The 22944-nt window shown below is 63.9% G+C and carries 20 protein-coding genes; 10 read left to right on the top strand and 10 right to left on the bottom strand.

Annotated features, from left to right (window positions below; genetic code table 11):
* The first annotated feature begins 78 nt into the window (after nucleotides 1-78).
* From HMI60_RS14685 to HMI60_RS14700, 4 genes are read left to right on the top strand one after another with little or no spacing between them, the layout of a single operon-like run.
* Nucleotides 79-1413: an ABC transporter substrate-binding protein gene (locus HMI60_RS14685; protein WP_193589857.1), complete on the top strand. Its 1335-nt coding sequence runs from the start codon at nucleotides 79-81 to the stop codon at nucleotides 1411-1413.
* Nucleotides 1410-2357 carry a carbohydrate ABC transporter permease gene (locus tag HMI60_RS14690; RefSeq protein ID WP_018776761.1) on the top strand — a complete coding sequence of 316 codons (948 nt, stop codon included), beginning with the start codon at nucleotides 1410-1412 and terminating at the stop codon, nucleotides 2355-2357. The genes HMI60_RS14685 and HMI60_RS14690 overlap by 4 nt, the downstream gene beginning before the upstream one ends.
* Nucleotides 2354-3268 carry a carbohydrate ABC transporter permease gene (locus tag HMI60_RS14695; RefSeq protein WP_039242474.1) on the top strand — a complete coding sequence of 305 codons (915 nt, stop codon included), beginning with the start codon at nucleotides 2354-2356 and terminating at the stop codon, nucleotides 3266-3268. Before HMI60_RS14690 ends, HMI60_RS14695 begins: the two co-directional genes overlap by 4 nt.
* On the top strand, nucleotides 3269-6355 hold the full coding sequence (locus HMI60_RS14700; protein ID WP_193589858.1) for a glycoside hydrolase family 2 TIM barrel-domain containing protein: 3087 nt from the start codon (nucleotides 3269-3271) through the stop codon (nucleotides 6353-6355).
* Between the two features lie 75 nt (nucleotides 6356-6430).
* Here the strand turns inward: HMI60_RS14700 and HMI60_RS14705 are convergent, their stop codons facing one another.
* Entirely contained in the window at nucleotides 6431-7801 is a 1371-nt protein-coding gene (locus HMI60_RS14705) for an MFS transporter (RefSeq protein WP_193589859.1), read from the bottom strand.
* On the bottom strand, nucleotides 7798-8331 hold the full coding sequence (locus HMI60_RS14710; RefSeq protein WP_193589860.1) for a helix-turn-helix domain-containing protein: 534 nt from the start codon (nucleotides 8329-8331) through the stop codon (nucleotides 7798-7800). The genes HMI60_RS14705 and HMI60_RS14710 overlap by 4 nt, the downstream gene beginning before the upstream one ends.
* A gap of 164 nt (nucleotides 8332-8495) precedes the next feature.
* Between HMI60_RS14710 and HMI60_RS14715 the strand changes: the two genes are divergently transcribed.
* The gene (locus tag HMI60_RS14715; protein ID WP_227453541.1) at nucleotides 8496-10610 is read left to right on the top strand and encodes a phosphocholine-specific phospholipase C; all 2115 of its coding nucleotides are present in this window, start codon (nucleotides 8496-8498) and stop codon (nucleotides 10608-10610) included.
* Between the two features lie 91 nt (nucleotides 10611-10701).
* Here HMI60_RS14715 and HMI60_RS14720 read toward each other — a convergent pair whose 3' ends face one another.
* From HMI60_RS14720 to HMI60_RS14735, 4 genes are read right to left on the bottom strand one after another with little or no spacing between them, the layout of a single operon-like run.
* Complete coding sequence (locus tag HMI60_RS14720; RefSeq protein WP_193589862.1) at nucleotides 10702-11988, bottom strand: glycosyltransferase 87 family protein; 1287 nt, start codon at nucleotides 11986-11988, stop codon at nucleotides 10702-10704.
* Between the two features lies 1 nt (nucleotide 11989).
* Nucleotides 11990-13159 carry a cystathionine gamma-synthase gene (locus HMI60_RS14725; RefSeq protein WP_018776768.1) on the bottom strand — a complete coding sequence of 390 codons (1170 nt, stop codon included), beginning with the start codon at nucleotides 13157-13159 and terminating at the stop codon, nucleotides 11990-11992.
* 47 nt (nucleotides 13160-13206) lie between these two features.
* Entirely contained in the window at nucleotides 13207-14592 is a 1386-nt protein-coding gene (locus HMI60_RS14730) for a cystathionine beta-synthase (protein WP_110503802.1), read from the bottom strand.
* Nucleotides 14593-14637: 45 nt separating this feature from the next.
* On the bottom strand, nucleotides 14638-15030 hold the full coding sequence (locus tag HMI60_RS14735) for a VOC family protein (protein WP_039242487.1): 393 nt from the start codon (nucleotides 15028-15030) through the stop codon (nucleotides 14638-14640).
* A 143-nt stretch (nucleotides 15031-15173) separates the two neighbouring features.
* On the opposite strand from HMI60_RS14735, the gene HMI60_RS14740 reads away from it, so the two are divergent.
* A complete protein-coding gene (locus HMI60_RS14740; RefSeq protein WP_193589863.1) occupies nucleotides 15174-16145 on the top strand; it encodes a DNA-3-methyladenine glycosylase in 972 nt (323 codons plus the stop codon).
* Between the two features lie 67 nt (nucleotides 16146-16212).
* Here the strand turns inward: HMI60_RS14740 and HMI60_RS14745 are convergent, their stop codons facing one another.
* Both HMI60_RS14745 and HMI60_RS14750 read right to left on the bottom strand, forming a co-directional pair.
* Nucleotides 16213-17133 (bottom strand): endonuclease domain-containing protein, encoded by a 921-nt coding sequence (locus HMI60_RS14745; protein ID WP_189075283.1) that lies wholly within the window; start codon nucleotides 17131-17133, stop codon nucleotides 16213-16215.
* A 132-nt stretch (nucleotides 17134-17265) separates the two neighbouring features.
* Nucleotides 17266-18942 (bottom strand): AMP-binding protein, encoded by a 1677-nt coding sequence (locus tag HMI60_RS14750; RefSeq protein WP_193589864.1) that lies wholly within the window; start codon nucleotides 18940-18942, stop codon nucleotides 17266-17268.
* 83 nt (nucleotides 18943-19025) lie between these two features.
* Here HMI60_RS14750 and HMI60_RS14755 point away from each other — a divergent pair, with 83 nt between their 5' ends.
* The gene (locus HMI60_RS14755; RefSeq protein ID WP_018776774.1) at nucleotides 19026-19304 is read left to right on the top strand and encodes a putative quinol monooxygenase; all 279 of its coding nucleotides are present in this window, start codon (nucleotides 19026-19028) and stop codon (nucleotides 19302-19304) included.
* Nucleotides 19305-19401: 97 nt separating this feature from the next.
* Here the strand turns inward: HMI60_RS14755 and trxA are convergent, their stop codons facing one another.
* On the bottom strand, nucleotides 19402-19791 hold the full coding sequence (gene trxA, locus HMI60_RS14760; RefSeq protein WP_018776775.1) for a thioredoxin: 390 nt from the start codon (nucleotides 19789-19791) through the stop codon (nucleotides 19402-19404).
* 141 nt (nucleotides 19792-19932) lie between these two features.
* Here trxA and HMI60_RS14765 point away from each other — a divergent pair, with 141 nt between their 5' ends.
* From HMI60_RS14765 to HMI60_RS14775, 3 genes are read left to right on the top strand one after another with little or no spacing between them, the layout of a single operon-like run.
* A complete protein-coding gene (locus HMI60_RS14765; RefSeq protein WP_193589865.1) occupies nucleotides 19933-20610 on the top strand; it encodes a TetR/AcrR family transcriptional regulator in 678 nt (225 codons plus the stop codon).
* Nucleotides 20607-21599, top strand: coding sequence for an ABC transporter ATP-binding protein (locus tag HMI60_RS14770; RefSeq protein ID WP_193589866.1), 993 nt, complete (start codon nucleotides 20607-20609; stop codon nucleotides 21597-21599). The genes HMI60_RS14765 and HMI60_RS14770 overlap by 4 nt, the downstream gene beginning before the upstream one ends.
* Entirely contained in the window at nucleotides 21592-22392 is an 801-nt protein-coding gene (locus HMI60_RS14775) for an ABC transporter permease subunit (RefSeq protein WP_026267019.1), read from the top strand. Before HMI60_RS14770 ends, HMI60_RS14775 begins: the two co-directional genes overlap by 8 nt.
* Here the strand turns inward: HMI60_RS14775 and HMI60_RS14780 are convergent.
* Complete coding sequence (locus HMI60_RS14780; RefSeq protein WP_193591192.1) at nucleotides 22389-22934, bottom strand: thioesterase family protein; 546 nt, start codon at nucleotides 22932-22934, stop codon at nucleotides 22389-22391. The genes HMI60_RS14775 and HMI60_RS14780 overlap by 4 nt on opposite strands.
* Nucleotides 22935-22944 lie beyond the last annotated feature (10 nt).

The following is a 22944-nucleotide window of genomic DNA, read 5'->3' on the forward strand; positions in this document are numbered from 1 at the left end:
CCGTGGTCACAATCGACGTGCCGGGGCCCGCCCTCCGGGTGCCGGCAGCGTCAACCTGACACAAAGAGGTGAAGGCTCATGACCCGTTTCACTCGAAGACAACTTCTGGGCGCTGGCCTGGGCACGGCAGCCATGGGGCTACTGTCCGGCTGCGCAACTCCGGGAACCCAGTCCGTGAACAGTGCACCAACCATCCCCGCCGCCAGTGGTCCTGTGCGGCTTACGTATTGGGCTTGGTTGAAGGACTTCCAGAACGTTGCCGACATCTGGAATGCAGCGAATCCAAACATCCAAGTGGACGTCGTCTGGATCCCCGGCGGCAACGCAGGCGGATACCAGAAGCTCTACTCGGCACTGGCGGCCGGGGGTGGCCCGGACCTGGCGCAGGTGGAGCTGCGGTCGATTCCGGAGTTCATGCTGGTCAACGGACTGATGGACATCTCCCGCTACGGAGCCAACGACCACGCGCACCTCTACGACCCCACTTTGTGGAAACAGGTCAGCTACACGGGCGGCGTCTACGGAATACCCCAGGACTCAGGTCCGATGGCTATGTTCTACCAGCCGGCCATTCTGGACAAGGTGGGTGGAACTCCCCCGAAAACCTGGGACGAATGGGCCGGACTGGCCCGCGAGCTTCGTTCCGTGGACACGTACCTGGACTGCTTCCCGATCAGCGACGCCTCACCCTTCGCTTCTTTCGCCGGACAGGCAGGAGCCGCTTGGCTGCGTCCGGAGGAGGATGGCTGGGTCATCAACATGACCGACGACGCCACGCTCAACACCGCGCGCTTCTTCGACAAAGCGATCGACGACGACCTCGTCACCACTGCGTACGGTGCCTTCTCACCGGGCTGGTTCGCTGCCGCAGGCAAGGGCGGCATTGCCTCCACCGTCACCGGCAGCTGGGGCGATGCCCTGGTCGAGGGCGTCAGCGGTTCGGAGGGAAAGTGGCGCGTCGCCCCCATGCCCACGTGGGGCGGCACCGGATACGGCTCCAGCTACCTTGGCGGTTCCACCGCAGCCGTCCTGGCCAACAGCAAGCACCCCAAGGAAGCGGTGGAGTTCGCCGTCTGGCTGACAACTTCGAAAGAAGGCATCGACGCCGAGATCAAAAACAGCGGCATCGGGTGGTCGCCGAATCCCGATTTCATTGGCACGGACCGGCAACAACCTTCGGCTTTCTTCGGCGGCCAGAACTACAACCAGGACATCTTCGTCCCGGCAGCCCAGCAGCAAAACCCTGACTGGTCCTGGTGGCCCGTAACCCAGCAGTCCTTCAACATCCTCAGTGACGGTTTCCGGAAGAAGGCCTTCGGGACCTCCCTGGTGGACTCGATTGCCGCTTCCGAGCAACAAATCATCACCGTTTTCAAGAACAAGGGCCTCACCATCCGGAAGGAAGCGGCATGACGACCACCCGCATGGCACCTACCGCAGAGCGTCACGAAGAAGCACCCCGCCGGGGCAAGCGCACCGGCGCAGCGGCGCGCGCGCCCTGGCTTCTCCTGGCCCCGTTCCTGGCGCTTTTCGCCCTCACGTTCCTGCTGCCCATTGTGGTGGCGATCCTCTCCAGCTTCACCAAGGTGACCAGGAGCGGGCTCTTCGGCGAGGCGGGCGTGACCAGTGAGTTCGCCGGGTTCGGCAACTATGCCCAGGCTTTGGCAGACGGCAGTTTCGTGGCATCGATCGGCCGCATGCTGCTGTTCGGCATCGTCCAGGTCCCCGTCATGATCGTCCTCTGCACTGTCCTGGCTTTGATGTTGGAATCGGCATCGGCCAAATGGCCCGGCTTCTTCCGCGCCGCCTACTTCATGCCCTACGGCGTTCCCGGCGTCATTGCCACCATCCTGTGGTCCTTTCTCTATGTGCCCGGCCTCAGCCCCCTGTTCGACGCGGCCAAGCTCGTCGGCCTTACCCCGGACTTCCTGGGCGCCAACAGCGTGTTGTGGTCCATCGCCAACATCGTCACCTGGAGTTACACCGGCTACAACATGCTGATCATCGTGGCGCAGCTCAAGGCCATTCCGGTGGAACTCTACGAGGCGGCAAAGGTGGACGGAGCGTCCACCTGGCGGGTTGCCCGCAGCATCCAGCTTCCCCTGATCCGTCCGGCCCTCATGCTCACCACGGTGTTTTCGATCATCGGCACCCTGCAGTTGTTCGCTGAAGCGCAGGTCCTCAAAACCGTGGCCCCTGCCATTGACAGCCAGTACACGCCCAACCTGAGCGCCTACACCACGGCCTTTGCCTACAACGACTACAACGTCGCGGCCGCCCAGTCGGTCATCATCGCCGTCGCCGCCTTCACCCTTTCGTTCGCCTTCCTCGCACTGACCAACAGGAAGTCATCATGACCGCTACAGCTACCAAGTCACCCGCGACAGCCGCTGCCAAGGCCCGGTCCGCGGGTCCGGACCGATCAGCCGGACGACGCCGGTCGTCCACCATCATTGTCACCGCCCTTTTGGTGGTGGTTGCCCTCTACTTCCTGATTCCCGTGTACTGGGTCTTCGTCGCCTCCACGAAGTCCACGTCCGACCTTTTCTCCACCAATGGCTTCTGGTTCGCTCCCACGTTCTCCCTGTGGGAAAACATCGGCCGCGTAGTCAGCTACGACAACGGAATCTTTGGCCGCTGGTTCCTGAACTCGGCCATCTACGCCGGCGTCGGCGCGCTCCTGGCCACGTACTTTGCGGCAGCAGGCGGCTACGCCCTGGCCAAGTACGAGTTCAAGGGGCGCAACCTGGTGTTCGGCACCATCCTCGGCGGCGTGCTGGTTCCCGGTACAGCGACGGCGCTTCCGTTGTTCCTGTTGTTCAGCCAGATGGGCCTGGCCAACACGTACTGGAGTGTGTTGTTGCCTTCGCTGGTCTCGCCGTTCGGTCTGTTCCTGTGCAGGATCTACGCGCAGGCAACGGTGGACACTTCGCTGATCGAGGCCGCCAGGATTGATGGTGCCGGCGAACTCCGCATCTTCCATACCATCGGGCTCAAGGTACTGACCCCTGCGCTGGTCACGGTGTTCCTGTTCCAGCTGGTCGGTATCTGGAACAACTACTTCCTGCCGCTGGTCATGCTCTCCGACTCCGAGCTCTACCCCATCACTTTGGGCCTGAACAACTGGCTCAGCCAGGTGGACCGCTTGCCCGAATTCTACGAACTGACTACCGGCGGGGTGCTGCTTTCCATCATTCCGCTCAGCATCGCCATGATTGTCCTGCAGCGCTTCTGGCGCGGTGGACTGACAGAAGGAGCCGTCAAGTAAATGACCACCTACCAAACAGCCGGCTACATCACGGATCCAGGGCCGGGCACGGGCAACCGCCTCCCCGCACGGAGCTGGCTGCACAGCGATGCGCCCGCTCTTTCATTGAACGGCCAGTGGCGGTTCCGCCTGCTGCCCGGGGCGCCGGGTACCCCGGGCGGACGCGGCGTCCTCCCTGCGGGCGAAGCAGTGGAGGGTGTTGCCGCAGAGGACCTGGACGATTCCGGCTGGGACCGGATCCCCGTTCCCGCGCACTGGGTGTTGGAGGGAGACGGCGCCTACGGGCGGCCCATCTACACCAACGTCCAGTTTCCGTTCCCCACGGATGCACCCCATGTCCCGGACGAAAACCCCACCGGCGATTATCGCCGGACGTTCGAGCTCCCCTCGGATTGGAACACGGCAGACAGGACAGTACTGCGTTTCGATGGCGTCGAGTCCCGCTACAAGGTGTGGCTCAACGGTACCGAGATCGGAGTGGGGACAGGCAGCCGACTGGCCCAGGAATTCGACATCACCGACACCGTCCGTGCGGGCTTGAACGTCATTGCTGTCCGCGTTCATCAGTGGTCCGCATCAAGCTACATCGAGGACCAGGACCAGTGGTGGATGCCCGGCATCTTCCGCGATGTGACACTACAAGCCCGGCCACGGAAGGGTCTCGACGACGTCTGGTTGCGGACGTCCTTCACCGCCGGCGCCGGGATCATTGACCCGGAAATCACGGCCAGTGAGGCCGCCTACCCGGTTCGCCTGTCCGTCCCCGAACTGGAGGTCGACGTCGTCTGGAACTCCGCTGCCGACGTCGCCCCGGTGGCGGTTCCCGCCGTCGAGCCTTGGTCCGCGGAGGTTCCGCGCCTGTACAACGCGACGGTGGCCAGCGAAGGCGAGACCGTTTCGCTGCGGTTGGGCTTCCGGACCGTGGAGATCCGGGGCGACCGGTTCCTGGTGAATGGCCGGCGCGTGGTGTTCCACGGTGTGAACAGGCATGAGACGCATCCGGATCGCGGCCGTGTGTTCGACGAGGACTTTGCCCGCGCGGACCTGGCCATGATGAAGCAGTTCAACGTCAACGCGATCCGCACCAGCCACTACCCGCCGCACCCCCGCTTGCTGGACATCGCGGACGAACTGGGTTTCTGGGTGATCCTGGAATGCGACCTCGAGACCCACGGTTTCGAACGGCACGGCTGGGTGGGCAACCCCAGTGACGACCCCGCCTGGCGAGAGGCGTACGTGGACCGCATGGAACGCACCGTGGAGCGGGACAAGAACCATCCCTCCATCGTCATGTGGTCGCTGGGCAACGAGTCCGGTACCGGCGCCAACCTCGCGGCGATGTCCGCGTGGACCCACGCCCGCGATGCCGGCCGCCCCGTCCATTACGAGGGCGACTACACGGGCGCCTATACGGACGTGTACTCGCGGATGTACTCGTCCGTACCGGAAACAGAGGCGATCGGGCGCGATGATTCCGGCTCCCTTCTGCTCGGCTGCTCCGCTGCGGAGTCGGCGCGGCAGCGTACCAAACCGTTCATCTTGTGCGAGTACGTCCACGCGATGGGCAACGGCCCGGGCGCGATCGACCAATACGAGGACCTCGTGGACCGCTACCCGAGGCTGCACGGCGGGTTCGTCTGGGAGTGGCGGGACCACGGCATCCGCACCACCGCGGCCGATGGTACGGAGTTCTTTGCCTACGGCGGTGACTTCGGCGAGGTAGTGCACGACGGGAACTTCGTGATGGACGGCATGGTCCTGTCCGACTCCACGCCGAGCCCGGGCCTCTTTGAGTACAAGCAGATCGTCGCACCGATCCGCTTGGGCTTCTCCACCGAAACGAACGACGGCGGCACTCGCCGCTTCGTCTCCGTCGCCAATTTGAGGCACACCGCTGATGCGTCGGATGTGGTGCTGCGCTGGCGAACCGAGGTGGACGGCGTGCTTGGCGTGTCCGGGGAGCTCGACGTTGTTGATTCCACGGGCGCGTCACTCGGCGCCGGTAGCACGGCGCGCATTGAACTTCCACCGTTGGACAGTAATGGAAGCGGCGAACACTGGCTCACGGTTGAGGCGGTGCTCCGCAAGGACACTGCCTGGGCCGAGGCCGGGCACGTGATCTCCGCGGCACAGCTGGAACTGGCGGTGACACGTCCCCGCTTGGCAGCCCCGCGACCCCTCGGATCGGCCGGACGGGCCATGGCGGCGGTGGATTCAACGCTCAACCTTGGACCTGCCCGGTTCGAAGAAGGACGCCTGGTTTCGCTGGCCGGGCTGCCGGTTGGCGGTCCCCGTCTGGAGTTGTGGCGCGCCCCTACGGATAACGACGCCGGCGCCGGACGCGGCAGCTACGACCTCGCTGATCCTTGGCTCAACAACGGCGACGGCGTTCCGGCCCCTTCCATGGAAAAAATCTGGCGCGCCGCTGGCCTGGACCGGCTCACGGGCCGGGTTGAAAAGGTCTCCGCCGACGATTCGGGGGTGGTGATCCAGACCCGCTACTCCGCAGCCGACACCGCCCGTTGGGTCTCCGTGGAGGAAAACTGGCAAGTGTCCGGGGGCGAACTGTGGCTTCGCGTGGACATCGTACCGAGCACCGGTTGGGACATCATCTGGCCACGGGTGGGCGTCCGCTTGGATCTTCCAGGTTCCGTAGATGGCGCGTCGTGGTTCGGCACGGGTCCCCGCGAGTCCTACCCCGACAGCATGCACGCGACACTGGTGGGACGGTATTCGGCAGGAATCGACGAGCTCTCAGTTCCGTACGCCAAACCCCAGGAGTCGGGTCATCGCAGTGCCGTACGGTCACTGGAACTGCAGGACTCCGGTAGTCCTTGGTTGCAGCTCAATGCCTTCCCGGACTCCCGTGGCCGCCTGCCGGGCTTCACGCTTTCCCGGCACACAGCCCACGAGATCTCCGCAGCCGCACACCCGCATGAGCTGCCGGCAAGCCAAGGCAGCTACCTGTACCTGGACGCGGCACAGCACGGCCTCGGGTCCAGGGCATGCGGACCGGATGTCTGGCCGGATTACGCCTTGCGGCCCGAAGCCCGTTCGCTGACCTTCCGGATCACCGCAGCGGGCTAGTACCCCTTCCGTTGTGGGGCCCGCTCTGCGCGACTCCAGGGGAAAATGGAGCGCAGAGCGGGCCCCGCAACATCGTCAGGCAACAGCGATGGGTTCCTTCTTCGCCGCGTCCTTGCGGATGGTGGCACTGATGACCGCAGCCACCGTGCACATGGCTGCCGCCCCCAGCCAGGCGTAGTTGTAGTGACCGGTGGCGTCGCGGATGAACCCGGCAGCCAGGGCGGCCGCAGCGGCCCCGAGCTGGTGGGCGGCAAACACCCAGCCGAACACCACAGAACCGTCTGCGCCGAACACCGAGCGGCAGATGGCTGCGGTGGGCGGCACGGTGGCTACCCAATCGAGCCCGTACACCACCACGAAGATGATCATGCTCGGTTCCACGGATGAGCCCAGCAGCAACGGCAGAACCAGCAGCCCGATCCCCCGGAACTGGTAGTACACGGCCAACAGGACTTTCGGGTTGAACCTGTCGGTCAGCCAGCCGGAAGCGATGGTCCCCACGATGTCGAAAATCCCGACGACGGCCAACAAGCCTGCCGCCGTGGTTTCGGGCATGCCGTGATCGTGTGCCGACGGAATGAAGTGCGTGCCGATCAGCCCATTGGTGGTGGCTCCACAAATCGCGAAGCCCGCGGCCAAGGCCCAGAACGTCCGCACTTTGGCGGCTCGCTTGAGCACCTGCAGGGCTCGGACGGCAGCGTTCGCGGAGTCTTTGGGAAGACCAGGCTCAGGCATGCCGGACGCCGCAGGGGTGGCTCCGGCGTCGGCGGCGGGAACCACCGGTTCCTCAGCCCCATAAGGCAACACCCCGACGTCGGCAGGCGAGTTCCGCAACCACCGCAGCACCAGCGGTACCACTGCGAGCGCACCCGCAGCGATAAGGAGGGAGGCTCCACGCCACCCGGGGTTCTGCGCAAGGGCGGCAATGAAGGGCAGGAACACCAGCTGGCCGGCGGCACTTCCTGCCGTGAGGATGCCGATGACCAGGCCGCGGCTCTTGGCGAACCAAGTGTTGGCGATGGTCGCCGCGAAGACGAGTGCCATGGATCCCGTTCCCAGCCCGATGAGCACTCCCCACGTAAGCAGGATCTGCCACGACTGGTTCACCAGGACCGTCAAAGCTGAACCCAGACCGATCAGGCACAGCGCCAACGCGGTTACTTTGCGGATGCCGAAGCGTTCCATGAGGGCCGCAGCGAAAGGTGCCGTCAGCCCGAAGAGAACCAGGTTGATGCTGACAGCCAAGGACAACACCGTGGTGGACCAGCCGAACTCCTGCTGCAACGGGACCATCAACACGCCCGGTGCTGCACGGAAACCGGCAGCTCCCACCAGCGCAAGGAAGGCCACTGCCGCCACGATCCAGGCGGGGTGGAGACGGCGACGCTTGCCGGAAGGAAGCCGCGGCGGTTCGGTGGGGACCCCTGTGACGTCGGGAGCGGTCATGCGGGGATCTCCGTTTCAAAGGGAGCTGCTGTGCTTGCTTCAGATGGCGCCACAGCGAGCGGAACCGGGTGGTCCGTCCGCTTGAAGCTGTGCCAGCTCGTGTTGGCGGCGGTCAGGCGGGTGCCGCAATGGGTGCAGGTATCGGCCGACGACGTCGCCTGTCCGCAGTCCGTGTGGATGACCCGCATGTGGGATACCTCGTTGGGTGCGTCCAAGTGTTTCTCTGCCCAGATGATGATGGCGTTCAGGACGGGCAGGGAGTCCTCGCCCTTGGCGGTGAGGACATACTCCTGCCGTGTGCGGTTCCCGTCCTGGTAGGGGCGCTGTGCCAGCAAGCCGGCCTCGAGCAACCATCCCAAGCGCTTGCTGAGGACTGTATCGGCTACTTCGAGCCGTTGCTTGATGGCGTCGAAACGGCCGTTGCCGAAGAAGATTTCCCGCAGCACCAGGCTTCCCCAGGGATCTCCGAGGACATCAAGGCCACGGGCGAGGCTGCACGTGCGGGCAGACCAGTCAGAGCGAAGAGGCATGCGAACCAAGCTAGTTGACTTTCCTAAAGAAAGCTAGAGGATGACGGCGACACACCCTGCAGGTTCTGCCAGGTTCACTCACGGTTCATCTGGGGTGCCTACGCTTGCCGGGTCTACTCTGACCACGAAAGGCACCCTGAATGTCCTTGAACAACCCTGACTTGGTGAAACGTTCAACCGAATCTCCCGGAATCTCCCGGCGTGGATTCCTTGGCACGGCAGCGGCAGCGACGGCGCTGGCGGCAGCCGGATCACTGCTTCCCCCCTCCGTGCAGGCGGCGATGGCCAGGCCAACCCCGCCGGGGAGCCTGCAATCCATCAAGCACGTGATCGTGCTGATGCAGGAGAACCGCTCCTTTGACCACTACTTCGGTTCGCTCCGCGGAGTCCGGGGTTACGGCGACCATTCCGTCACCCGGCTGCCCAACGGAAAATCCATGTTCGAACAGCCACGCGCCACCGGGGAAAGCGTCCTGCCGTTCTCCCTGCGCAAGGCAGCCGAACTCGCGGGACGACCCGGAACCGACATCCAATACCTGGGCGACCTCGACCATTCCTTCAAAGGGACCACCCGGGCGTGGAACAACGGCTGGTGCGATCAGTGGATTCCTGCCAAGAGCGCATCCACCATGACCTTCTACGAGCGCCAGGACATCCCGCTGCAATACGAGCTCGCAGACACCTTCACCATTTGCGACGCCTACCATTGCTCCGTCAACGGCTCCACCAATCCCAACCGCAACTACCTCTGGAGCGGTACCACCGGCAAGGAGCCCGGCACGAACAACCGGGCTGTGACCAATGCGGCCTACGGCTACGACCACGGCGGCTACGACTGGACCACCTACCCTGAACGGCTGGAACAGGCCGGGGTCTCATGGAGGATCTACCAGGACTGGGACAACTTCACGGACAACGCCGTGGAGTACTTCCAGACCTTCAAAGTGATCGGGCGGAAGATGCTGGCCTCGGTTGACGGCAAGCTGCGCACCACCGAGGAGTTCTACGACCAACTGGCAGGCAAGACGGCCGACGAGCAGGAGCATCTCCTGGCCCAGCTGGAGCAGGGCCGCGCCACCCTCACGGAGGCCGAAAGGTCGCTCTTCGACAAAGCCATGTGGCGTGGCCGCCCGGACACCCTCCTGGAACGGCTCAGCGCCGACATCACCTCAGGCAGCCTCCCGCAGGTCAGCTGGTTGGTACCGTCGGCCGCCGACTCCGAACATCCCGGAGCCTCCACACCGGTGGGCAGCGCAAACTTCGTCTACCGCCTCCTGGACACGGTAGCGAGCAACCCCGAGACCTGGGACAGCACCGCGATCTTCCTCAACTTCGACGAAAACGATGGCTACTTCGACCACGTCCCGCCACCCGTCCAGCCGCGGCCGTCGACAGGCGAATCCGCCGACTGGACCACGGCGCTGCCCATCGGGCTGGGTCCACGGGTACCGATGACGGTGGTCTCCCCCTGGACGGTGGGTGGCTATGTCAGCTCCGAAATCTTCGACCACACCTCAGTCCTTCGCTTCCTCGAACGCTGGACCGGGGTGCAGGAACCCAATATCTCTCCCTGGCGCCGGGAAGTCTGCGGCGACCTGACCGGCGTCTTCAATTTCAGCTCGCCAGGTAAGCCGCCGGTTCTGGACCACCCAGCATCCGTGCCCGCCAAGATCAGCCGTTGGCGGCCCACCCCACCCGCCGTCCAAGTGGCGCCGATCCAGGAAAGTGGCACGCGCCCGGCCAGGCCCCTCCCCTACCGCCCGCAGGTTTCGGCCGCTGTGCTGCCCGGCAAAATCACCCTGGCACTGGGGAACTCAGGCTCCCGGTCGACCCATTTCGCCATCTACGGTTACGCCGGCGAAGTCACGGAGCCACGGCATGTGGACGTCCTCGGGAATACCACGGTGGAGCTCGCACCTGCCTCAGGCGGGTTCGACGTCGTCGTCACCGGCCCCAACCGTTTCCAGTACGAACTGAAGGGAACGACGGCGGGCGCGGCGTCCGGCGTCGACGTTTCAGTCAACGGACGCCGCGGCAACAAGGCCGTGGAACTGGAAGTGCGCAACAACGGCAAGGCCACAGTGACCCTGATTCTGAAGTCGCTGCAGTACGCACAGGGCCACGAAAGTGTGAAGCTCAAAGCCGGGCACTCGAAGAAGATCGGCTGGGAAACCTTGAACGGTTGGTATGACCTGGAGGTCACCGCTGCCGAGGACGCTACGTTCCGACGCCGGCTGACCGGTCGCCAGGAAGACGGACAGGAAGGCATCTCCGGCTAGCGGACGATTGGCGCATCCTGCCCTTGTCCTGCCTCCTCACCGCAAAAGGGTGTGGCAGGCGGGCAAGGGCGGGGTGCCCTGCGTGGAGGGGTCAGCGCTGTTTCAGGCTGGTTCCACCGGGAACCAGTCCGGCCCGGGACGGGTGGTACGCCAATGCCCAATAGACCATCATCGCGATCCCGCACACCACGCCCAGGCTCGACACCATGAGTTGCCACTGGGTCTGGGGGTCTTTGCCCCATTCGGCAGCGCCCGCCCACACGGCCAGGTTCTTGGGCGTCATGTAAAAGGCAACGGTGGAGCACGCCACAATGACCCACCCCGCGAGTCGCATCCGTCCGTTGCGGGACGGCACCCGGTGCATCGCAAAGGCCATGCTGGGCAGGGCAACGGCAACCCACACCCAGTGATGCGACCACGACACCGGACTGATCAGGAGCATCAGGACGGCTGTGGCGGATACTGCCACGAAATTCTCATCTACAGCCACCGACCACTTGATGATGAGGCCGGCGACGACCACCAGGGCCAAGGACAGCACCATCCACACCAGGTTGGTGACCGAAGAGTCCGGCATGCCGAAGTGGAGGAGCAGGCCCTTGACGGACAGATTGTCGACGTAGGCCGGCCCGCCGATCCGGCCGGTATCGGGAAGGATCTTGGTCCAGAAATCCAGCGAAGCCTGGGGCAGTACAGCCCAGGCCACCGCAATCGAACCAAAGAACCCGGCGGCCATCCACCCCAGGGCTTTGAAGTCGCGACGGACCAGGAAGTACAAACCAAAGGCCAGAGGAGTGAGCTTCACCCCGGCAGCCAGGCCGATCAACAAACCCGCAGGCCACCGGATGGCACCCGCACGGGCTTTCCCGTACAGGGCGAAGTCAGCCAGGATCACGCCCATCAGGATGATGTTGATCTGCCCGAAGACGAACGTGTCACGCCACGGGCCCAGGAACAGAATGGCACCGGTTCCCAGCAGCGCCGTAGTCCTGAAACGGTAATCGGAAAAAGCCTCCCGCCAGGTCATCAGGCCGAAGTAGTGCCTGGCCAGCCAGGCGGCCACAATGGCGGCACCGGCAAGGGCCACCAGAATGAAAATCATACTGGCCGCGAAGAACCCCAGCGCCGCCAGCCCGGCAAAGAGCAGGGCGGCGAACGGCGGATAGGTAAACGGCAATCCATCACGGATGGCGTAGAGGTCACCGCCCTCCATGACTTTGCCACCGCCGTAGAAGTAAACCTCGAAGTCGTTCAGTGCGGGCTCGTAGTACGCGTACAGGAAGCACACTGCCACCACGAGGGCCAAGGCTGCTGCCACCGTGAGGATCCAGCCCCGTTTGGTGGTGGAAGCCACCATCTGTGAAGGAGAAGCCGCCATGTCAGCCGTTGCTGATCTTGGCGAAAGCTTGTTCAAGATCCGCGATCAGGTCCTCGGCTTCCTCGATGCCGCAGGACAGGCGCAGGAGGTTGACGGGGACAGCCAGTTCCGTACCCTTCACGGAAGCATGCGTCATTTCCGACGGGTAGTTCATGAGGGACTCGATGCCGCCCAGCGATTCGGCAAGCGTGAAAACGGACGTGTTCTCGGCAACGGTCCGCGCTGCGGCCTCTCCACCCTTGAACTGCACGGACACCATGCCGCCGAACTTCTTCATCTGCTTCGCGGCAAGCTCGTGGCCGGGGTGGTCCGGCAGGCCCGGGTACAGCACAGCTTCCACCTCCGGACGCTGCAGCAGCCACTCGGCCACGGCCTGGCCGTTGTCACTGTGGCGGTCCATGCGGACACCCAGGGTCTTCAAGCCACGGGTGGTCAGGAAGGCGTCCATGGGACCGGAAACGGCGCCCACGGCAAACTGGATGAAGCCGATCTTTTCGGCCAGTTCGGCGTCCTTGACCACAATGGCGCCGCCCACGACGTCGGAGTGCCCGCCAATGTACTTGGTGGTCGAGTGGACCACGACGTCGGCGCCCAGGGCGAGCGGGGTCTGCAGGTAGGGAGACGCAAAGGTGTTGTCGACCACCAGGAGGGCCCCGGCGTCGTGCGCCACGGCGGCGAGCGCCGCGATGTCGGTGATCTTCATCATCGGGTTGGAGGGCGTCTCAACCCACACCATGCGGGTCTTGTTCGCGGCAACCGCGGCAGCAACGGCGTCGAGGTCTGACATGTCCACCGGGGTGTTTCCGATGCCCCAGTCGCCGAGCACGCGGTTGATGAGCCGGTAGGTGCCACCGTAGGCGTCGTTGCCAAGAACGATGTGGTCACCGGGACGGGCCACGGCACGGATCAGGGAGTCTTCCGCCGCGAGTCCGGAACCGAAGGAGAATGCGGCTGAGCCACCTTCCAGGGCTGCCAGTTGTTCCTGGAGGGCATCGCGGGTGGGGTTGCCGCCGCGGCCGTACTCGTAGCCCGAACGCAGGTTGCCAATCCCGTCCTGGGCGTAGGTTGAGCTGAAGTGCAGGGGCGGGACAACCGCGCCGGTGCGGGGTTCGAAGGCCTGTCCGGCGTGGACAGCGCGCGTGTTGAACCCGGCGTTGGTGTTGGCAGACATGGAAGCTCCTCTTTGTTCGTTCAACGGTATGGATGAAGCGGGGCGCTTCAGTTGCTCAGGTAGGCGAGAAGGTCGTGGCGGGTCAGGATGCCCACCGGGGCGCCGGCGAAAGTCACCATGACGGTATCGACGTCGGACAGCAGCTCGCGCGCGGCAGAAATGGTCTCCAATGAGCCGATCACCGGGAGACGCTCCCCCATGTGCTGTGCGATCTTGTCCGTGAGCTTCGCTTCACCCCGGAACAGCTTGCTGGTGAGGCTTCGCTCGTCCACCGCGCCCAGGACTTCGCCCATCACCACCGGGGGCTCCTGCGAGAGGACCGGGATGTGCGAGACGCCGAATTCGTTCATGATGTTGATGACGTCGCGGACGGACTCGTTGGGGTGGATATGGACCAGGTCCGGCATTTCTCCCGTCTTGGATTTGAGCACCTCGCCCACGGAAGCTTCTTCGCCCCCGGAAAGGAAGCCGTAGGAGCGCATCCACTGGTCGTTGAAGATCTTGGCAAGGTAGCCACGGCCAGAGTCAGGAAGGATGACCACCACCACGGCGGACTCGTCCAGGTCCTTGGCAGCCTGCAGCGCAGCCACCACCGCCATGCCCGAGGAACCGCCCACCAGGAGGCCCTCTTCCCTTGCCAGGCGGCGGGTCATGGCGAAGGAATCGGCATCCGAAACAGCAATGACGTCATCCGGGACGGCGCGATCGTAATTAGCGGGCCACATGTCTTCGCCCACGCCTTCGACGAAGTAAGGACGGCCGGTACCGCCGGAGTAGACCGAACCTTCCGGGTCCGCGCCGATGATCTTGACCGGGCCGCCGTCGGACTCCGGCCGGTCAGCCGAAACCTGCTTGAGGTACCGCCCGGTGCCGGTGATGGTGCCGCCGGTCCCGGCTCCGATCACCACGTGCGTGACGCGGCCATCGGTGTCGTTCCAGATTTCAGGGCCGGTGGACTCGAAGTGGCTGCCGGGGGCGGCCGGATTGGAGAACTGGTCCGGCTTGAAGGCATCCGGGATTTCTTTGACCAGGCGGTCAGAGACACCGTAGTAACTTTGCGGGCTGTCAGGAGCCACGGCGGTGGGGGTCACCACCACGTCGGCGCCGTACGCCTTCAGGACAGCACGCTTGTCCTCGCCCACCTTGTCCGGGACCACGAAAACGCACTTGTAGCCCTTCTGCTGGGCGACGAGGGCCAGCCCTACGCCCGTGTTGCCCGACGTCGGCTCCACGATGGTTCCGCCCGGCTTGAGGCGTCCGTCTTTCTCGGCCTCTTCAATCATCTTCACGGCGATCCGATCCTTGATGGATCCGCCGGGATTGATGTATTCGAGCTTGACCAGGACCGTGGCCCTGATCCCGTCCGTAACGTGGTTGAGCTTGATGAGCGGCGTGTTGCCGATGAGGTCCAACACGGACTGGGCGTACTTCATAGATACAAAGTTACCGCCTGCCCGCTTTGGGGCCGGACCGGCCGGCTAGCTCCCTGCCGATGGATCGGTCTGCCACACACCCATCACGTTGCCCTCGGTGTCCTTGAAGTAGCCGTACCACCCCATGCCGGGTATCGGGTTCTTGGCCTGGACTACCGACCCTCCGGCGGACTCGACCTGCCCCAAAGCTGCGTCAATGTCGTCGACGTCGATGGTCAGGACGGGTGTCTTCAGCGCATCAGTCCTCGGGAACAGCGCACCGTTGATGGCGCCCGGTTCCTTCGGCGTGCCTGTCTGCTCATCGGAGGGCGCCGTGAGGGCGATGGTGTAATCCATCCCTTGCATGGGGCTCAGGTTCCACCCGAAAGTAGTCCGGTAGAAGTTGTTGGCCCGTTCGGTGTCTTCTGTGGGAATCTCAAAATGCACTATGGCGGCCATGGCTGGCACTCCTCGTTTGTGGGGTTCTGTTCCCTGGTTCCGGCGCGGCCCACCCACGCCACAGCACGGAGTCTAGCCCCGGGCGGCCATCCCTGAAAGAGGCTTTTGATGGGATTGTCAGCCCGGCGTGCGACCATGAAAACATGACCATCGCAGACGCCCCGCCCCTTGTGGCGGCCGCGGCAGATGCGGCCGTCAGATGGCATCCTGAAGCCCCCTTCCGTCTGGACCAAACCATGTTTCCGCTCATGCGCGGCAACGCGGATCCGTCCTTCGCCGCACACTCCAGCGGATTCTGGATGGCCTTCACGGCTGCCTCCGGCCCGGTGACGCTTCGACTGTCCGGCGGTGGTTCCGGTTCCGATTCGTTCGTCGATGCCCAGGCATGGGGTCCGGGCGCATCGGACGCAGTGGCCGGAGTGCCAAGATTGCTGGGCGCCGATGACGACTGGTCCGCTTTCGATGAACCCGCTTTCCACGCCACCCTCCCGCGCCGGGTCACAGAAGCACGACGCCGGAACCTGGCCGTTCGCCTGCCCTCCACTGGCCGGGTGGTTGACTCCCTGGTGCCCACCATTTTGGAGCAAAAGGTCACCACTTTGGAGGCAAGGCGTGGCTACCGCTACTTGATGTACCGCTATGGAACGCCTGCTCCAGGCAAAGCGCCGGCCGGTCTCCTCGTTCCTCCCACGGCCCGGCAGTGGCTGGCCATTCCGTCATGGGAGTGGCACAAAGCCGGAGTTGGCCCGCAGCGTTCGGCGACGGTCATGCGGGCGCTGCAATCCGCCGTCGCGCTTGAACGTTTGGCGGCGCTGGATTCAGTGCAGGCCGGCGCCCGGATGCAGACGATTCCGGGGATCGGAGTGTGGACCGCGGCCGAGGTTGTCCAGCGGACCCACGGTTGCCCGGATTCAATCTCCGTCGGCGACTACCATCTGGCGTCCTATGTGGGCTACGCCCTGACCGGGCAGAAAACGGACGACGCCGGCATGATCGAACTGCTGGAACCGTGGAGCGGGCAGAGGCAACGCCTGGTGCGGATGTTGTATTTGAGCGGCTTCCGCAAGCCCACTTTCGGGCCCCGGATGACCGTCCAGGATCACCGCCACCACTAAAGCAACGCGGGGTCACTTATGGCCCATATTTCCCCCTGTTATGGGCCATAAGTGACCCCGCGTTGGCTTACAGGGCGCGGAGTTTCACCGATCTGATGCGTGAGATCACTCCGGCGAACCCCTCCGCCAAGTCATCGGCGTTCACTTTGAAATACGACCACCCCGCGCTGAGGAACGCTTCATCACGCCGGTTGTCCCTCGACTGCTGTTCCCTGGAAAGGTGATGTCTGCCGTCGTACTGGATCGCGATCCGGAAGCGTCGATAGCCGAGGTCGGCCGTCGGCGACCACGGGTCCTCGAGATTCAGCGGCAATTGCAGTTCCGGTTCCGGAAGACCGGCGTCCCGCATAGCCAGGCGCAGGAACGTCTCAGGAAACGAGTCCGCGCCCACCCGCATTTCATCCAACGCCAAACGTGCCTTCTCCACCCCTTGGAGGTTGGGATGTTGCCGGATGAGCAACCTCAATCCGGAACTATGGGCGTACGGCTCAGTACGCATCTCCAGGGCCGGCCTTGGCCGACGGATAAGTTGGTCGCCCATCGCGATCACATACGGAAGCGGCAACGACTTCGCCAAATCAAGCCAAGTTCTGGGGCGGACCGATACCGGAATGCCCTGGTGATCCATGACCTCGCCCGGAAAAACACGAACTCTGTGACCAGTTACACCGGCCCGCCGAACCCGGGGTAGTTCATGCGGCTTGCTCAAGTGCACCGTTTCGCCGTTCCCCATCCACGGCGGAAGCCCCAACCCGGTCAGTTCGGCCGCGGTTTCATGCGAGACCCAGGCACCGGGGGTAGCTGCCGTAAGCACCCGAGCGCGCTCGAAGAGATCCGGATCTGTTTCCCTTGGCAGATAGATAAGCCGGCCGCCATCCTTGATGTCCTTTGCCCTAAGGCGCTTCCTGGGCACGCCCAAGGCGCGTGACTCATAGACGGTGAAAGGACGGGCGCCGAGGACCTCGGGCAAGGGACTGATGCGAACCATGCAATCCAGTGTCTCGGCAATGCGGCCATCGAATGGAGTTATCCACAGGTTGCCTCCCGACAACTGCAACGCGAGGTCACTTATGGCCCATAAATGGCGGAAACATGGGCCATAAGTGACCCCGCGTTGGCTTTAGAGGTGGAGGCGCGATACGGCTTCCTGGCGCATATCCACCTTGCGGACCTTGCCGGACACCGTCATGGGGAAGCTCTCACGGACATCGATGTAACGCGGAATCTTGTAGTGGGCCAGCTTGCCCCGGCAGTAGTCGGCCAGGTCCGCGGCCGTCAGCGGTTCCGCACCGGGTTTGAGGATGATGCAGGCCATGAGTTCCTCGCCGTACTTCTGGTCCGGCACGCCAATCACCTGCACATCCTGGATGGACGGGTGCAGGTACAGGAACTCCTCGATCTCGCGGGGGTAGATGTTCTCCCCGCCCCGGATCACCATGTCCTTGATGCGGCCCTCAATAACCAGGTACCCGTCCTCGTCCATGCGGGCAAGGTCCCCCGTGTGCATCCAGCCGTCACCGTCGATGGCTTCGGCCGTCTTGTCGGGCTGGCCCCAGTACCCCTGCATCACCGCATAGCCGCGTGTGCAGAGTTCACCGATCACACCCCGCTCCACCACTTCCCCGGAACCCGGATCCACGATCCTGCTCTCCAGGTGCGGCATGGTCCGTCCCACGGTGGAGGTCCGCTGTTCCAGGGTGTCCCCGGCGCGGGTCATGGTGGACACGGGCGAGGTCTCGGTCATGCCGTAGCAAATGGCCACATCCACCATGTGCATCTCATCGATGACGCGGCGCATCACTTCGATGGGACACAGCGACCCCGCCATCACTCCGGTTCGCAGGGTTGAGAGATCGTAGGAGCCGAAGTCCTCCAGCGCGAGCTCCGCGATGAACATGGTGGGCACACCGTACAACGAGGTCCCGCCAAAATCCTGCACAGCCTCCAGCGCGGCCGAAGGGTTGAAGCCCCGGCCCGGAATGATGGTGGCCGCCCCGAAACTGAGCGCGTTGAGGTTGCCGATCACCATCCCGAAGCAGTGGTAGAACGGCACAGGAATCACCACGCGGTCATGCTCGGTGTAGCCCAGCAGCCGCCCGATCGAGTTCCCGTTGTTGAGGATGTTGTGGTGCGTCAGCGTTGCACCTTTCGGGAATCCCGTGGTGCCCGAGGTGTACTGCAGATTGATGGGATCGTGCGGGTCCAGTTGGGCCATGCGGTCGCGCACCGCTGAAGGCCCGACGCCGTCCGCCCGGGTCAGGAGCTCGCCGTACGTGAGTTCATGGCCGGCTTCCGGAACGCCTGCGCGGAGTCCCACCGCAGGATCTCCCGGCAGGAACACAATCTCCTTGAGTGCAGGGCAGGCAGCCGCTGCCTGCCTGGCCATGGCAACGTAGTCGCTGTTCCTGTCCGACGGGGCGGTCACCAGCATCCGCATCCCGTTTTGCTTCACCACGAATTCCAGTTCATGGCTCCGGTAGGCGGGATTCACGTTCACCAGCACGGCCCCGATCTTGGCGGTGGCGTACTGGAGGATGGTCCATTCGGCGCAGTTGGGACTCCAGATGCCGATCCGCTCCCCCTTGGCCACGCCGGTGGCGAGCAGCGCGCGGGCGAGGCGGTCGACGTCGTCGTTCAGTTTCTGGTAGCTCCAGCGGCGGGCGTCTTCGCCGGGCGAGGCGGCGGCCTCGATGAGTGCGTCCCGCAAAGGGAATTGGGCGGCGATGCGCTCAAAGTTGGCGCCAATGGTCTCTTCGAGCAGCGGGACGTCAGTGTCTCCGGCGGTGTAGGACAACATGACGGAACGCTACCAAGCCCGGCCGCGCAACAGAACCGTAACCACCTCCAGCGGCGCCGTGTCCTGCCGGTAGGGTTGGAGCCATGAGTGCACCCATTGACCTGCAGGCCACGTTCATCCCCAACGAGGGCGAGTTCTTCCGCGTGAAGCTCGCTTTGGAAATCGCGATCGATGAGGTCGTCAACGAGCCTGGCTGCATCCGCTACGAACTGACCGAAGCCACCGAGGAAAAGCTTGTCCTGACCGAGCGTTGGGAATCCGAGGAGCTGCTGGACAAGCACTCCAAGGGCATCGCCGTCCAGGACCTGAACGAGTCACTCAGCGCGCTGCTTGCCGAACCCGTAAAGCTGGAACGTCTCTAAGAGAACGCCTAAACGCTGCAGTTACGCCTTAAAGCCCCGAGGTCGCCGTAAATTTACGGCGACCTCGGGCTTTAACGGCGATTTCGCCGGATGGAGTCTAGTTTTCCTGTGCCTTTTCCTGAGCCTCGGCACGGGACTTTGCAACGTGGGCGTGGACTTCTTCCATGTTCAGGCCCTTCACTGCATCAATGACCTGCTCAAGCTGCTGGGCGTTCAGGGCGCCGGGCTGCGAGAAGACGAGCACCTTTTCGCGGAAAGCCATCAAGGTGGGGATGGAGGTGATCCCGGCCTCGGCGGCGAGCTGCTGCTCGGCTTCCGTGTCCACTTTGGCGAAGACTACGTCGGAGTGCTTTTCCGATGCCGCTCCGTACGTGGGCGCGAACTGCCGGCAGGGGCCGCACCATGCAGCCCAGAAATCCACCAGGACAATGTCGTTGTCTTCGATGGTCGATGCGAACTGTTCACCAGTGATGTCAACTGTAGCCATGGTTCCACGGTACGCGTCCCGGTCTGTGAAGTCCCGCCGGGCGGGCCACTGTTCGCTTCCCGCGTCACTGGGAATAAAGCGGCAACCCGCCGTTTCAGGAATCTCTTGTTTCGCATTGAACAAGTGTTTAGCGTATGAAACATGCGTTCAACCGCAGACGATTTAACCACCAGGGCGCGCATCCGGGACGCCGCGATCGGACTCTTCGGTCGCGATGGCTTCTCCAGGGCCACAGTCCGGGCAGTGGCTTCCATTGCCGGCGTCAGCCCGGGGTTGGTCATCCATCATTTCGGCAGCAAAGCCGGTCTCCGAGAGGCCTGTGACCAACACGTCCTGGCCCTCACAGCCACTCAGGGCAGGGAAAAAGCAGACCCCGGTTCCACCGGCAGGCTCATCCAGGACTACTTGAACAACCCGGACCAGTACACGGAAGAGATCGCCTATATCCGGCGCAGCCTGGGTGATGAATCCGACGCCGGAGACGCCTTCTTCGACGCTGTGGTGAACCAGTGCCAGGACCTCATCCACACCGGCATCGAAGCAGGCACCATCCGGAAATTCGACGACATCCGGTCCATCGCGGTGATCATCGCGTCCAACAGCCTTTCGATCCTCATGCTGGGCCGGCACCTCTCGCGGACGCTGGGCACTCCGGCCCCGGAACCCAACGGCATCGGCCCCGACCTTCTGCGCCAGCTCACCCTGCCTCTTCTTGAGATCTATACGCATGGCTTCTATTCGGACGCGCGGTTCCTGCACGCAGCCCGCGAAGCCCTGGAAGGAAACAACACCAACAACGGAAGGGAGCATGCCCCGTGACCCAGGCAATCGTCGTCAAGGGGTTACGCAAGAAGTTCGGTCAACGCGAGGTTCTGCACGGGCTGGATTTCGCGGTGGAACCCGGGACAGTCTTCGGGGTGATCGGACCGAACGGTGCCGGAAAGACCACCACCATGCGCTGCCTGCTGGACATCATCCGACCCAGCGGCGGTTCCATTTCCGTCTTGGGACAGGATCCGAGGCGGGGCGGCACGGCACTGCGAAGGCGGATCGGCTATCTGCCCGGGGAGCTGCATTTGGAGAACCGCACCACGGGCCGCCGCATGCTGGAGCATTTTGCTGCCATCAGCGGCCCGGTGGATGAGCGGCACGTCAACGATCTCGCAGACCGCCTTCAGTTGGACTTGGACCGGCAGACCCGCAAGCTATCCAAGGGAAACAAGCAGAAGCTGGGCCTCCTGCAGGCGTTCATGCACAAGCCTGAGCTCCTGGTCCTGGACGAACCCACCAGCGGACTTGACCCCTTGGTCCAGCAGGTCTTCCATGCCATGGTCCGCGAGGCCGTGGACGGCGGCGCCACCGTGTTCCTCAGCTCGCATGTCCTGAGCGAAGTCCAACAGGCCGCGGACGCCGTCGCCATCCTCCGCGACGGCGACATTGTCACCGTTTCCACTGTGGAGGCTTTAAGGACGGCGGCGGTCAGGCAGCTGCGGTTCAACAGCATCGGAACGGAAGCGCACGACGTCGGCGCGCTGCTGGCCCGGGTGCCGGGCGTCGCCAATATCGCGGTGCGGGAACTGCCCGCAGACGGCCATGCGAGCGGAACCGTGGAAGCCACGGCCACCTTGTCCGGCCATATCCAGCCCTTGGTCCAGGAACTGGCACGGCTGCATCTGACAGACCTGGTCCTGGAAGAGCCGGACCTGGAAGAAGCCGTCCTGACGCTCTATACGGGCGGCGAAGCGCCCTCCAGTATGGGAAATCCCCAGAGAGCCAGCCATCAACCGGAAGGAGCCCACCGTGCCTAGGCCATTGCCGCTCTTCACCAAAGCACTGACTGATTCGTGGCGCTCCACCCTGGCTTGGGCGCTGGGACTCACGGGCGCGATCATGCTGTACCTGCCGTTGTATCCGTCCATCGGAGGCAGCGCCCAGATGCAGCAAATGATTGATGCCCTCCCTCAAGGCATGACCAAGGCCCTGAACTACGACCAAATAGCGACGGGACCCGGCTACACCCAGGCCACCCTTTTCGGACTCATCGGCTTCCTGCTGATGTCCATGGCCTCCATTGGTTGGGGCGCGGCGGCGGTGGGAGGTGACGAGGAGTCCGGGCTTTTGGAACTCACCCTCGCCCACAGCGTCACCCGCGTGCAGGTGGTCCTTGAGCGGGCGTTGGCCATTTTGGTCCGCATTGTGCTGCTCACCGCGTTGGTCTTCGTGCTGGTGCTGGTACTGAACGGACCCGCAAAACTTGAGATCGACGTCGGGCATCTTTTCGGCGCAGTGCTGCTGTTCGCCGCCCTGGCCCTTCTGAGCGGTACAGCCGCACTGTGTGCCGGCGCCCTCACGGGACGGAAGGTGTACGGAGTCGCTGCCGGTGCTGCTGTTGCAGTCCTCGGCTACGTATTCAACGCGGTGGGCCGGCAAAGCCCCGATGTGGAGTGGCTGCTGAACCTTTCGCCGTATCACTGGGCGTACGGCAATTCACCCGTGACCAACGGGGCTGACTGGGGCGCTGTGACAGGGCTGCTGTGCATATCGGCGGCACTGATTGCGCTGGGAACTTTGGCCTTGCAGCGGCGGGACGTTGGGGTCTAGTTCCAGACGTGCGGTGCGGGACGGCGCGCTCCGGGCAGCGCGTTGTTTTCGCGCCACTCGTGGATCCATTCGGGCAGTTCAAGGTCCGCCGGCGGCGCACCGAACTCGGCGATGATCTCCTCCTGTGTCACGGGCTTGCCCTTGGCCACCAGGCGGGTGGCGATGTGGGCACGGGCGTAGATCTCACCGTCCACCACCATGCGCTGTTCGAAGTAGATCGCCTTGGTATCGAGCCCGATAATGCGGGTTTCAATGGTGTAGCGCTGCCACAACTGCAAGGATTTGCGGAACGCAATGGTCTCCCCCGCAGCCACCGGGCTCCAACCCCGTTTGCGCATCGTGTTCCAGATCCCGCTGCGCACCATGAGGTCGAACCGGCCCAGGTCCATCAGGGAAAAGTACATGCCATTGTTGACGTGCATGGCGATGTCGATGTCCGTGGGAAGCACCCGCAAGGGCAGCGACGATTCGTCCCAAACGTTCAACGGCGTGCGCTTGGAGGACGTGAACAGCAACATGAGGGTGCGTAGAAGCAGATGCATGGCAACAATG

Origin of the sequence: Paenarthrobacter sp. YJN-D (assembly GCF_015040335.1) — a bacterium.
Taxonomy (GTDB): domain Bacteria; phylum Actinomycetota; class Actinomycetes; order Actinomycetales; family Micrococcaceae; genus Arthrobacter; species Arthrobacter nicotinovorans.

What these genes read in the sequence shown, in the direction of transcription:
- HMI60_RS14705 (WP_193589859.1), bottom strand. Translation starts at nt 7,801, where the DNA reads ATGACCGCTCCCGACGTCACAGGGGTCCCCACCGAACCGCCGCGGCTT.
- HMI60_RS14750 (WP_193589864.1), bottom strand. Translation starts at nt 18,942, where the DNA reads ATGTTGTCCTACACCGCCGGAGACACTGACGTCCCGCTGCTCGAAGAG.
- HMI60_RS14720 (WP_193589862.1), bottom strand. Translation starts at nt 11,988, where the DNA reads ATGGCGGCTTCTCCTTCACAGATGGTGGCTTCCACCACCAAACGGGGC.
- HMI60_RS14725 (WP_018776768.1), bottom strand. Translation starts at nt 13,159, where the DNA reads ATGTCTGCCAACACCAACGCCGGGTTCAACACGCGCGCTGTCCACGCC.
- HMI60_RS14755 (WP_018776774.1), top strand. Translation starts at nt 19,026, where the DNA reads ATGAGTGCACCCATTGACCTGCAGGCCACGTTCATCCCCAACGAGGGC.
- HMI60_RS14695 (WP_039242474.1), top strand. Translation starts at nt 2,354, where the DNA reads ATGACCGCTACAGCTACCAAGTCACCCGCGACAGCCGCTGCCAAGGCC.
- HMI60_RS14765 (WP_193589865.1), top strand. Translation starts at nt 19,933, where the DNA reads ATGCGTTCAACCGCAGACGATTTAACCACCAGGGCGCGCATCCGGGAC.
- HMI60_RS14740 (WP_193589863.1), top strand. Translation starts at nt 15,174, where the DNA reads ATGACCATCGCAGACGCCCCGCCCCTTGTGGCGGCCGCGGCAGATGCG.
- HMI60_RS14710 (WP_193589860.1), bottom strand. Translation starts at nt 8,331, where the DNA reads ATGCCTCTTCGCTCTGACTGGTCTGCCCGCACGTGCAGCCTCGCCCGT.
- trxA (WP_018776775.1), bottom strand. Translation starts at nt 19,791, where the DNA reads ATGGCTACAGTTGACATCACTGGTGAACAGTTCGCATCGACCATCGAA.
- HMI60_RS14735 (WP_039242487.1), bottom strand. Translation starts at nt 15,030, where the DNA reads ATGGCCGCCATAGTGCATTTTGAGATTCCCACAGAAGACACCGAACGG.
- HMI60_RS14700 (WP_193589858.1), top strand. Translation starts at nt 3,269, where the DNA reads ATGACCACCTACCAAACAGCCGGCTACATCACGGATCCAGGGCCGGGC.
- HMI60_RS14745 (WP_189075283.1), bottom strand. Translation starts at nt 17,133, where the DNA reads ATGGTTCGCATCAGTCCCTTGCCCGAGGTCCTCGGCGCCCGTCCTTTC.
- HMI60_RS14685 (WP_193589857.1), top strand. Translation starts at nt 79, where the DNA reads ATGACCCGTTTCACTCGAAGACAACTTCTGGGCGCTGGCCTGGGCACG.
- HMI60_RS14690 (WP_018776761.1), top strand. Translation starts at nt 1,410, where the DNA reads ATGACGACCACCCGCATGGCACCTACCGCAGAGCGTCACGAAGAAGCA.
- HMI60_RS14730 (WP_110503802.1), bottom strand. Translation starts at nt 14,592, where the DNA reads ATGAAGTACGCCCAGTCCGTGTTGGACCTCATCGGCAACACGCCGCTC.
- HMI60_RS14780 (WP_193591192.1), bottom strand. Translation starts at nt 22,934, where the DNA reads ATGCATCTGCTTCTACGCACCCTCATGTTGCTGTTCACGTCCTCCAAG.